This is a genomic window from Citrobacter sp. A316, assembly GCF_002042945.1.
GTDB lineage: Bacteria > Pseudomonadota > Gammaproteobacteria > Enterobacterales > Enterobacteriaceae > Citrobacter > Citrobacter portucalensis.
In genome coordinates this window covers 1-10,006 of record NZ_MVFZ01000034.1, presented here as the reverse complement: position 1 = coordinate 10,006, position 10,006 = coordinate 1, and the positions used below count along the sequence as shown (strand labels likewise).

The window sequence follows — 10,006 nt, the reverse complement described above, 5'->3', positions numbered from 1 at the left end:
CGTAAATTACTACAAACTGGAGATATTATGAGTCGTTATCAGCACACCAAAGGGCAGATAAAGGACAATGCCATTGAGGCGCTTCTGCATGACCCACTGTTCAGACAGCGCGTTGAGAAAAATAAGAAAGGGAAAGGAAGTTACCTACGTAAAGGCAAACATGGCAATCGGGGTAACTGGGAGGCCAGTGGCAAGAAAGTAATTAACTTTTTTACCACTGGCCTTCTTGTTTCAGTGAGTGCTTAAGAGCGGTTATTCTGTTCTTTCAGCAGGTCACGAATTTCACTCAGTAATACTTCTTCTTTCGATGGAGCTGGCGGTGCTGCCGGCTCTTCTGCTTTTTTACGGTTCAGTTTGTTAATCAGTTTGATTGCCATAAAGATAGCAAACGCAACAATAATGAAATCGAAGACATTCTGAATAAATACACCGTAATGCATGACCACGGCAGGGATGTCTCCCTGTGCATCACGTAGCGTTAAAGCAAACTGTTTAAAATCAATTCCACCAATTAACAGCCCCAGTGGCGGCATGATGATATCGGCAACCAGTGATGAAACAATCTTACCGAATGCCGCACCAATAATGACACCCACTGCCAAATCGACAACATTCCCGCGCATCGCGAATTCGCGAAACTCTTTAATAATGCTCATTTTATTCTCCCTATGCAGCTGACGTTTATAAGTTTAACAAATGTTTAGGCAATTTCCATTTATGTATTGCCGAAAGGAAAATTTATTAGACCATGAAAAATAAAGGGAAATAAAAAGGGCGCTGTATTAGCGCCCAAATTATTACAGGAAGAAAGGACTTGGCTGGAATAGTCGCTCGACGTCGGTAATAAACTTTTTATCCGTCAGGAACATAATTACATGATCGCCCTGCTCAATGCGCAGGTTATCGTTGGCAATCATCACATCGTTACCACGCACAACGGCGCCAATAATGGTTCCAGGGGGAAGTTTAATTTCATCAATTGAGCGACCCACAACTCGTGATGTCGTTTCATCCCCGTGCGCGACAGCTTCAATGGCTTCTGCTACTCCACGGCGTAGTGAAGAAACGCCAACAATGTCAGCTTTACGTACGTGGCTCAGCAGTGCAGAGATGGTCGCCTGCTGCGGCGATATCGCAATATCGATCACGCTGCCTTGCACAAGATCGACGTATGCTCTGCGTTGGATTAACACCATCACTTTCTTGGCACCCATCCGTTTGGCAAGCATCGCCGACATGATATTTGCTTCATCATCGTTGGTTACTGCGATAAACAGATCAACCTGATCGATATGTTCTTCGGCCAGTAACTCTTGATCCGAAGCATCACCAAAAAAGACGATCGTATTTTGCAGTTTCTCCGCAAGTTCGGATGCGCGCTGTTGATTACGTTCGATCAGTTTGACGCTGTAATCTTTTTCCAGACGACGTGCCAAACCCGCACCGATATTACCGCCGCCCACTAACATAATGCGTTTGTACGGCTTTTCCAGACGTTGCAGTTCACTCATTACGGCGCGTATATGCTGTGATGCCGCAATAAAGAAGACTTCATCACCCGCTTCAACGATCGTAGAACCTTGCGGACGGATCGGTCGGTCATGACGGAAAATCGCCGCAACGCGGGTATCGATGTGCGGCATATGCTCACGCATTGTTGACAGCGCATTACCGATAAGCGGCCCGCCGTAATAGGCTTTTACTACTGCCAGACTGACTTTACCTTCGGCAAAATTCACCACCTGTAATGCGCCCGGATATTCAATCAGGCGATAAATGCTATCGATAACCAGTTGCTCAGGCGCAATCAGGTGATCGATTGGTACCGCATCGGATTGGAACAGCTTGTCGGCATCGCGAACGTAATCTGGTGAACGAATACGGGCGATGCGATTAGGCGTATTAAACAGTGAATAAGCTACCTGGCAGGCAACCATATTTGTTTCATCTGAGCTGGTTACGGCAACCAGCATATCGGCATCGTCGGCACCGGCTTCACGTAATACGCGGGGATGCGAACCATGCCCTTGCACGACGCGGAGATCAAACTTGTCCTGTAGGCTGCGTAGGCGTTCACCATTGGTATCGACTACCGTGATATCGTTGTTCTCTCCGACCAGGTTTTCAGCCAGCGTACCGCCAACTTGCCCAGCGCCCAGAATGATAATTTTCATCAGTCGCGACCCGTTATCTCATCACTTTTTGATTAGCTTAGCGTAAAAGAAGCCATCGCCATCTTCCGCACCCGGTAAATTCTGTCGCCCGGGTTTTTCCGGCGTACCGGTTTCGCTTAATACCGCATCCGCAGTGCGTGCCAGGAAGGCGGCAATTTGCTGCTGGTTCTCTTCTGGCAGGATAGAGCAGGTTGCATAAACCAGCGTACCGCCAGGTTTAAGATGTGACCAGGTTGCATTCAGGATCTCAGCCTGCAATTGGGCAAGTTCGGCAATATCCCGGTCGCGGCGTAGCCATTTGATATCCGGATGGCGACGGATCACCCCGGTAGCAGAACATGGAGCGTCCAGCAAAATACGGTCAAACTGTTGTTCACCGCACCACTGCTGTGGATAGCGGCCATCACCCTGTTTTACGGTTGCCTTCATGCCCAGACGTTTCAGATTGTCATAAACGCGCGATAAGCGTTTTTCATCCACATCGACGGCCATGACGTTAGCTTGCGGAGCAACTTCCAGAATGTGAGTGGTTTTACCACCCGGTGCACAGCACAGGTCGAGGATCTGTTCACCGTCCTCCGGCAACAGATAATTTACGCACCCTTGAGCGGAAGCATCCTGGACGGTGACCCAGCCTTCATCAAAACCTGGGAGGGCGTGAACTGGAGCTGGCGTTTCCAGACGCACTGCATCCGGGTAATCTGGATGCGGGAAACCGGTTAATCCCGCTTCGGTAAGCAGGTCCAGCCAGGCGTCGCGAGTATGGTGATTACGATTGACTCGTAGCCACATCGGTGGTCGCTGGTTATTGGCTTCAAGAATGGCTTCCCACTGCTGCGGATACGCACTCTTAATACGTTTCACCAGCCAGGAGGGGTGTAAGAAGCGCAAATCGCTTTGCGCAAACTCGGCCAGCAGTTCATCCTGACGGCGTTGAAACTGGCGCAGTACGCCGTTAATCAGCCCTTTCAGCTGTGGACGCTTAATAACAACCGCGCCTTCTACGGTCTCAGCCAGCGCAGCGTGTGCTGGAATACGAGTATGCAGAAGTTGGTAGAAGCCCACCATGATCAGGTAGTGAACGGTGCGCTGTTTGCCCGTCATTGGACGTTCCATCAGTTGCTGGATCATCCACTCCAGTTGAGAGAGTGTACGCAATACGCCGAAGCAAAGTTCCTGCAACAGCGCTTTGTCTTTATCGGCAACTTTTTGCTGCATGGCGGGCAGCACGTTACTTAATGATTGTCCTTTCTCGACAACCTGTTCGACGGCCTGGGCCGCCATACTGCGTAAATTAAGATGTTTTTTCATAAGCGCAAAAATAAAAATGCCCGGAGACACCGGGCTTAAAGAGATGAACCGTCAGAGCAGACGGTTTCCGGGCACGAACCACTCCCGGCGCGAATTAAGCAGATCCTGCGCGCTCATGGCTTTTTTTCCGGCAGGCTGCAAAGAGATAAGATTCAGAATACCGTCGCCTGTTGCGACCTGGATACCCTGCTTTGTCGCCTCAAGAATGGTGCCAGGCTCGGCCTGGGCGTTTGCAGCAATAACCGAGGCTTGCCAGACTTTCACTGGCTGACCGTCGATTTCAAGCCAACTCATTGGCCACGGGTTAAAGGCGCGGATGCAACGTTCCAATTGAACAGCCGAAAGCGACCAGTCGATGCGGGCCTCTTCTTTGCTGAGTTTTTCTGCATGTGTAACCAGTGATTCATCTTGTACCACAGGTTTTATTGTGCCGGCAGCCAGCTGTTTTAGCGTTTCAATCAGCCCCTGAGGCCCCAGGTCTGCCAGTTTGTCGTATAACGAACCGCTGGTATCTTCTGCCGTAATCGGGCAAGACAGCTTCAGCAGCATATCACCAGTGTCGAGGCCAACATCCATCTGCATGATGGTAACACCGGTTTCGGCGTCGCCAGCCCACAGCGAGCGTTGGATTGGTGCAGCGCCACGCCAGCGCGGAAGCAGGGAACCGTGAACGTTGATACAACCCAGGCGCGGCATTTCCAGTACGGCTTTTGGCAGAATCAGGCCATATGCCACCACCACCATCACGTCTGCGTGTAAATCAGCAACCAGTTGCTGGTTTTCCTGAGGGCGAAGAGAGACGGGTTGAAAAACCGGTATCCCTTTTTCTTCTGCCAGCACTTTTACCGGGCTGGGCATCAGCTTTTTACCGCGTCCCGCCGGGCGGTCCGGTTGGGTAAACACGCCAACGACGTTATGTCCAGAAGACAGCAGCGCGTCGAGATGACGCGCTGCAAAGTCAGGTGTACCCGCAAAAATAATACGTAGTGAGTCTGACACGTTGATTCTTGTCCTTAAGCTCGGGCGTTCAGGCGGTCGAGTTTTTCAACTTTCTGACGAATACGTTGTTGCTTCAACGGAGACAGATAATCGATAAACAGTTTACCGACCAGGTGATCCATTTCATGTTGAATGCAGATAGCCAGCAGGCCATCGGCTTCCAGTTCAAAAGTTTTGCCGTCGCGATCGAGCGCACGAATTTTTACTTTCTCTGCACGTGGTACTAATGCACGCTGTTCAGGAATAGACAGACAACCTTCTTCAATGCCGGTTTCGCCGTCTTTCTCCAGTAGCTCTGGGTTAATGAGTACCAACTGCTCGTCGCGATTTTCAGAGACATCAATAACAATGATGCGCTGATGAATATCGACCTGTGTTGCTGCCAGGCCGATACCTTCTTCGGCGTACATCGTTTCGAACATATCATCAACGATACGCTGAATTTCTGCATTCACTTCTTCAACCGGTTTTGCGACTGTGCGAAGGCGCTCGTCCGGAATATGTAACACTTGCAAAACTGACATAGTTATCCAGAGTTGTGTTCAGGAGTTGAAAAGATTATTACCTCTATTCTAGACAAAACCCCCTCTGATTGACAGCATCAGTGACCAATCGCAAAGATTGCCAGGACTGCTTGTGGCAGGGGAACAGGGATGACCCAAATCGAAATTTGGCTACGTTTAGCGCAAGTGAATGAACTGTATGGTGATGAGATGGTGCGCGTTGCTCACTGGCTCAATACTCAACCGTGTATTAACAACGCGGTACTCCTGCAGGCAGGATTCTCTCCACGCCAGGCAAGACGCTTTTTAACTTTTTCAGATCTGACGCTGGAAAAAACGCTGCGCTGGCTTGAACAGCTTAACCACCATTTTGTGGTTGCCGACAGCGAGCATTATCCGCCACAGCTCCGTGCGATTGAGGATTATCCTGGGGTGCTTTTTGTCGCAGGAAATCCCGCATGCCTCCACTCATTTCAAGTTGCCGTTGTCGGCAGTCGACAACACTCCTGGTATGGCGAACGTTGGGGACGGTTGTTTTGTGAAAAGCTTGCTGCATGTGGGGTGACGATCACCAGCGGTCTGGCCCGGGGGATTGATGGCGTGGCGCACAATGCTGCAATAAACCGACAAGGCACAAGTATTGCAGTTCTGGGAAATGGACTTGAGACCATTCACCCGCGACAGCATATCCGTCTTGCGGAGCGACTGATTGAAGCTGGGGGCGCACTGGTGTCTGAGTTCCCATTAGATACGCTCCCTTTGCCGCGCAATTTTCCCCGACGAAATCGCATTATCAGTGGTCTAAGTAAAGGTGTACTGGTTGTCGAAGCTGCACAGCGTAGCGGGTCGCTGGTTACTGCTCGCTGTGCACTGGAACAAGGGCGGGAGGTGTTTGCTTTACCAGGGCCGATTGGGAGCCCGGGAAGTGAAGGCCCGCATTGGCTTATTCAGCAGGGAGCCATGCTTGTGACGACACCAGAGGAAATTCTTGAAAATTTGCAATATGGGCTGCAATGGTTGCCAGATGAACCTGAAAAATCAATTTATTCGCCAGATCACGAAGAGGTGGCATTGCCATTTCCGGAGCTCCTGGCTAACGTAGGAGATGAGGTAACACCTGTTGACGTCGTCGCTGAACGTGCCGGCCAACCTGTGCCAGAGGTAGTGGCTCAACTGCTCGAACTGGAGTTAGCAGGGTGGATCGCAGCTGTACCCGGCGGCTATGTCCGATTGAGGAGGGCATGCCATGTTCGACGTACTAATGTATTTGTTTGAGACATATATCCATAACGAAGCTGAGCTGCGTGTGGATCAGGACAAACTGGAACGGGATCTTACCGACGCTGGTTTTGATCGTGAAGACATTTACAACGCGTTACTTTGGCTGGAGAAGCTTGCTGACTATCAGGATGGCCTTGCTGAACCTATGCAACTGGCATCGGACCCTCTTTCTATACGTATTTATACTGCAGAAGAGTGCGATCGACTGGATGCAAGCTGTAGAGGGTTCCTGCTATTCCTGGAGCAGATTCAGGTGCTAAACCTCGAAACGCGAGAAATGGTTATTGAGCGCGTACTCGCGCTGGATACGGCAGAGTTCGATCTGGAAGACCTGAAGTGGGTGATTCTGATGGTGCTATTCAACATTCCAGGTTGTGAAAATGCCTATCAGCAAATGGAAGAATTACTCTTTGAAGTGAATGAAGGTATGCTGCATTAATCAATCTTCATTCAGTATGAGTTGTTATGGCTAAATCAGCACTGTTCACGGTGCGTAAAAATGAGCCCTGCCCACAATGCGGGGCTGAACTGGTTATTCGTTCCGGGAAACACGGTCCGTTTCTCGGTTGTTCACACTATCCAGAATGCGATTACATCCGTCCGCTGAAATCTTCCGCGGACGGACATATTGTCAAAGTTCTGGAGGGTAAGTTTTGTCCTGCATGTGGCGCTGAGCTGGTGCTGAGACAGGGACGATTCGGTATGTTCATTGGATGCAGTGATTATCCTGCGTGCGATCACACCGAGCTCATCGACAAGCCTGATGAAACAGCAATTGTCTGTCCTCAATGCCAGACTGGTCATCTTGTCCAGCGGCGTTCCCGTTATGGCAAAACCTTTTACTCCTGCGATCGCTATCCGGAGTGCCAGTTTGTCATTAACTTCAAACCGTTAGCCGGAGAATGTCCTGAGTGTCATTATCCGCTTCTCATCGAAAAGAAAACCGCGCAGGGTGTGAAGCATTTCTGTGCCAGTAAACAATGTGGAAAGCCGATTTCGGCGGAATAAAAAAGTGAATAATAGCCTGCCCACAGACGCTATCGCTGCGGCGATAGCGGTTCTGAAACAAGAAAAAGTCATCGCCTATCCAACTGAAGCTGTATTTGGTGTCGGCTGCGACCCCGATAGCGAAACGGCTGTAACCCGTTTGTTGGCGCTAAAACAACGCCCGGTCGATAAAGGGTTAATTTTAATCGCGTCAAACTTTGAACAACTTAAACCGTATATCGACGATAGCATGCTCACCGATGCTCAACGTGACGCTGTTTTCGCCCGTTGGCCTGGTCCTGTTACCTTCGTTTTCCCAGCGCTTGCGACAACGCCACGCTGGTTGACCGGGCGCTTTGATTCTCTGGCTGTTCGCGTCACCGATCACCCGCTGGTGGTTGCGTTGTGCCAGGCTTATGGCAAACCGTTAGTTTCTACCAGTGCTAATTTGAGTGGCTTACCGCCTTGCAGAACGGTAGAGGAAGTTCACGCACAGTTCGGTACAGACTTTCCCGTGGTTGAAGGGGAGACCGGAGGGCGTTTGAATCCTTCGGAGATCCGTGATGCTCTGACAGGTGAACAGTTTCGACAGGGGTAATATGAAAGAAGCCTATGCTGTTTTTGGTAATCCGATAGCGCACAGTAAATCGCCCTTTATTCATCAGCAATTTGCAGAGCAACTGAAGATTAATCACTCCTATGGGCGTGTACTGGCGCCCATTAATGATTTTGTGAATACGCTGAACGCTTTTTTTGCTGAGGGCGGGAAGGGGGCAAATGTCACCGTGCCTTTTAAAGAAGAGGCATTTGCACGTGCCGATGAACTAACGGAGCGGGCATCGCTTGCTGGAGCGGTCAACACCCTTAAACGGCTGGAGGATGGGCGTTTACTGGGAGACAACACGGATGGTATCGGCTTGTTGAGCGATCTTGAGCGTTTATCTTTTATTCGTCCCGGATCGCGAGTTCTGTTGATTGGTGCGGGTGGTGCATCCCGTGGAGTTTTATTACCTCTTCTTTCTATGGATTGTGCGGTGACTATTGTTAACCGTACCGCTTCGCGCGCTGAAGAACTGGCACAAATCTTCTCACATACCGGCAGCGTACAGGCGGTAGGAATGGACGAGCTTGATAATTACAGTTTTGATCTGATTATTAACGCGACATCCAGCGGAATTAGCGGTGAGATACCGGCTATTCCGACATCTCTTATCCACCCTTCCGTCTATTGCTATGACATGTTTTATCAGAAAGGAGATACACCGTTCCTCTCCTGGTGTGCCAAACATGGGGCGAAACATTACGCCGATGGCCTGGGTATGCTGGTGGGACAAGCAGCGCACGCCGTTTTACTCTGGCATGGGGTTTTGCCGCAGATTGAACCCGTCATTAAAAGCATGCAGCAGGAATTGTCAGCATGAATCAGGCGATCCAATTTCCCGAGCGAGAAGAATGGCGCACGGATGTTAACGCCGTTGTGTTTCCGGCGATGGTTCATGGTATGCAGTTAACATGTGTCATCTCTGGAGAGATGCTGGCGTCCCGCTTTGGCGGCGACACGCCTGAACAGTGGTTGGAAATCTTTCAACAGCATCGCTGGGATCTGGAAGAAGAAGCTGAAGGATTGATCCAGGCCCAGCAGGAAGATGCTCAAGGTTGGGTTTGGTTACTCTGACTTAAATATTCATCTTTCCACTTAACATAGTTGTTAGCTGAATATTGTAAGCCTGCTTTCTCTTCATCGCTTAATGGACGGATTTGTTTAACCGGGCTTCCCAGGTACAGATACCCGCTTTCAAGGCGTTTGTTTTGGGGAACCAGGCTCCCAGCCCCAATCATAACGTCGTCTTCTACGACTACGCCATCCAGCAGAATCGAACCCATGCCGACTAATACGCGGTTGCCAATGATGCATCCGTGTAGCATGACCTTGTGACCGACCGTCACATCCTCACCCACGATCAATGGATTACCCTGCGGATTAGAAGTGGACTTATGTGTGACATGGAGAACGCTGCCGTCCTGAATGTTTGTACGGGCACCAATTTGTACATAGTTAACGTCGCCACGAATGGCGACCAGTGGCCAAATTCCGACATCATCAGCCAAACGAGCATCACCAATGACGACACTGCTGGTGTCGATCATCACGCGATTTCCGATCTGTGGGAAAAGATCCTTATAAGGACGCAGTACATCAGACATGTTTACCTCAACGAAAATAGAGCAGTAATGAAGACTTTGGTTGGATTATTGAGACTGTGCAAGTGGTTTAGCTATCAAATATCAGCCAAATTGCGCAGGAATGTAGCGAAAGGAGTGAAAAACAAGCATTCAGAAAAAAAGATCCAAAAAATACTTGTGCTAAAAAATGGGATCCCTATAATGCGCCTCCATCGACACGGCGGATGTGAATCACTTCACGCAAACAGCCGGTTCGGTTGAAGAGAAAAACCTGAAAATGAGGGTTGACTCTGAAAGAGGAAAGCGTAATATACGCCACCTCGCGACAGAGCGCTAAAGCGCGTCGCAACTGCTCTTTAACAATTTATCAGACAATCTGTGTGGGCACTCGAAGATACGGATTCTTAACGTCGCAAGACGAAAAATGAATACCAAGTCTCTGAGTGAACATACGTAATTCATTACGAAGTTTAATTCACGAGCATCAAACTTAAATTGAAGAGTTTGATCATGGCTCAGATTGAACGCTGGCGGCAGGCCTAACACATGCAAGTCGAACGGTAGCAC

The 10,006-nt window shown here is 49.7% G+C and carries 13 protein-coding genes and 1 rRNA gene; 8 read left to right on the top strand and 6 right to left on the bottom strand.

What is annotated here, in order from left to right:
• The first annotated feature begins 27 nt into the window (after positions 1 to 27).
• Positions 28 to 246 (top strand): alternative ribosome-rescue factor ArfA, encoded by a 219-nt coding sequence (gene arfA / locus BZK41_RS26025; RefSeq protein ID WP_003828276.1) that lies wholly within the window; start codon positions 28 to 30, stop codon positions 244 to 246.
• Here arfA and mscL read toward each other — a convergent pair.
• The 5 genes from mscL to def all read right to left on the bottom strand — a co-directional run bounded on the left by mscL (position 243) and on the right by def (position 5,008).
• Positions 243 to 656, bottom strand: coding sequence for a large-conductance mechanosensitive channel protein MscL (gene mscL / locus BZK41_RS26020; protein ID WP_003031152.1), 414 nt, complete (start codon positions 654 to 656; stop codon positions 243 to 245). The genes arfA and mscL overlap by 4 nt on opposite strands.
• A gap of 141 nt (positions 657 to 797) precedes the next feature.
• Complete coding sequence (trkA, locus tag BZK41_RS26015) at positions 798 to 2,174, bottom strand: Trk system potassium transporter TrkA (protein WP_003031153.1); 1,377 nt, start codon at positions 2,172 to 2,174, stop codon at positions 798 to 800.
• Between the two features lie 21 nt (positions 2,175 to 2,195).
• A complete protein-coding gene (gene rsmB, locus BZK41_RS26010) occupies positions 2,196 to 3,485 on the bottom strand; it encodes a 16S rRNA (cytosine(967)-C(5))-methyltransferase RsmB (RefSeq protein ID WP_079940101.1) in 1,290 nt (429 codons plus the stop codon).
• A 51-nt stretch (positions 3,486 to 3,536) separates the two neighbouring features.
• Entirely contained in the window at positions 3,537 to 4,484 is a 948-nt protein-coding gene (gene fmt, locus BZK41_RS26005) for a methionyl-tRNA formyltransferase (RefSeq protein ID WP_079940100.1), read from the bottom strand.
• 14 nt (positions 4,485 to 4,498) lie between these two features.
• Entirely contained in the window at positions 4,499 to 5,008 is a 510-nt protein-coding gene (def, locus tag BZK41_RS26000) for a peptide deformylase (RefSeq protein WP_079940099.1), read from the bottom strand.
• Positions 5,009 to 5,137: 129 nt separating this feature from the next.
• Between def and dprA the strand changes: the two genes are divergently transcribed.
• The 6 genes from dprA to BZK41_RS25970 are packed head-to-tail and all read left to right on the top strand — an operon-like array spanning position 5,138 to position 8,930.
• A complete protein-coding gene (dprA, locus tag BZK41_RS25995) occupies positions 5,138 to 6,262 on the top strand; it encodes a DNA-protecting protein DprA (RefSeq protein ID WP_079940098.1) in 1,125 nt (374 codons plus the stop codon).
• Positions 6,234 to 6,707: a DUF494 family protein Smg gene (smg, locus tag BZK41_RS25990; protein ID WP_003031162.1), complete on the top strand. Its 474-nt coding sequence runs from the start codon at positions 6,234 to 6,236 to the stop codon at positions 6,705 to 6,707. The genes dprA and smg overlap by 29 nt, the downstream gene beginning before the upstream one ends.
• A 26-nt stretch (positions 6,708 to 6,733) precedes the next feature.
• Positions 6,734 to 7,276, top strand: a complete 543-nt coding sequence (locus tag BZK41_RS25985) for a type I DNA topoisomerase (RefSeq protein WP_079940097.1) — start codon at positions 6,734 to 6,736, stop codon at positions 7,274 to 7,276.
• Between the two features lie 4 nt (positions 7,277 to 7,280).
• On the top strand, positions 7,281 to 7,853 hold the full coding sequence (tsaC, locus tag BZK41_RS25980) for an L-threonylcarbamoyladenylate synthase type 1 TsaC (protein ID WP_079940096.1): 573 nt from the start codon (positions 7,281 to 7,283) through the stop codon (positions 7,851 to 7,853).
• A 1-nt stretch (position 7,854) separates the two neighbouring features.
• Positions 7,855 to 8,676, top strand: a complete 822-nt coding sequence (gene aroE / locus BZK41_RS25975; protein ID WP_079940095.1) for a shikimate dehydrogenase — start codon at positions 7,855 to 7,857, stop codon at positions 8,674 to 8,676.
• Positions 8,673 to 8,930, top strand: coding sequence for a DUF1488 domain-containing protein (locus BZK41_RS25970; RefSeq protein ID WP_079940094.1), 258 nt, complete (start codon positions 8,673 to 8,675; stop codon positions 8,928 to 8,930). The genes aroE and BZK41_RS25970 overlap by 4 nt, the downstream gene beginning before the upstream one ends.
• Here the strand turns inward: BZK41_RS25970 and BZK41_RS25965 are convergent.
• On the bottom strand, positions 8,906 to 9,460 hold the full coding sequence (locus tag BZK41_RS25965) for a gamma carbonic anhydrase family protein (protein ID WP_048215431.1): 555 nt from the start codon (positions 9,458 to 9,460) through the stop codon (positions 8,906 to 8,908). The two genes, BZK41_RS25970 and BZK41_RS25965, sit on opposite strands and share 25 nt — an antisense overlap.
• 471 nt (positions 9,461 to 9,931) lie before the next feature.
• On the opposite strand from BZK41_RS25965, the gene BZK41_RS25950 reads away from it, so the two are divergent.
• A 16S ribosomal RNA gene (locus tag BZK41_RS25950) occupies positions 9,932 to 10,006 on the top strand; the annotation flags it as partial.

What these genes read in the sequence shown, in the direction of transcription:
- arfA (WP_003828276.1), top strand. Translation starts at nt 28, where the DNA reads ATGAGTCGTTATCAGCACACCAAAGGGCAGATAAAGGACAATGCCATT.
- mscL (WP_003031152.1), bottom strand. Translation starts at nt 656, where the DNA reads ATGAGCATTATTAAAGAGTTTCGCGAATTCGCGATGCGCGGGAATGTT.
- trkA (WP_003031153.1), bottom strand. Translation starts at nt 2,174, where the DNA reads ATGAAAATTATCATTCTGGGCGCTGGGCAAGTTGGCGGTACGCTGGCT.
- rsmB (WP_079940101.1), bottom strand. Translation starts at nt 3,485, where the DNA reads ATGAAAAAACATCTTAATTTACGCAGTATGGCGGCCCAGGCCGTCGAA.
- def (WP_079940099.1), bottom strand. Translation starts at nt 5,008, where the DNA reads ATGTCAGTTTTGCAAGTGTTACATATTCCGGACGAGCGCCTTCGCACA.
- dprA (WP_079940098.1), top strand. Translation starts at nt 5,138, where the DNA reads ATGACCCAAATCGAAATTTGGCTACGTTTAGCGCAAGTGAATGAACTG.
- smg (WP_003031162.1), top strand. Translation starts at nt 6,234, where the DNA reads ATGTTCGACGTACTAATGTATTTGTTTGAGACATATATCCATAACGAA.
- BZK41_RS25985 (WP_079940097.1), top strand. Translation starts at nt 6,734, where the DNA reads ATGGCTAAATCAGCACTGTTCACGGTGCGTAAAAATGAGCCCTGCCCA.
- aroE (WP_079940095.1), top strand. Translation starts at nt 7,855, where the DNA reads ATGAAAGAAGCCTATGCTGTTTTTGGTAATCCGATAGCGCACAGTAAA.
- BZK41_RS25970 (WP_079940094.1), top strand. Translation starts at nt 8,673, where the DNA reads ATGAATCAGGCGATCCAATTTCCCGAGCGAGAAGAATGGCGCACGGAT.
- BZK41_RS25965 (WP_048215431.1), bottom strand. Translation starts at nt 9,460, where the DNA reads ATGTCTGATGTACTGCGTCCTTATAAGGATCTTTTCCCACAGATCGGA.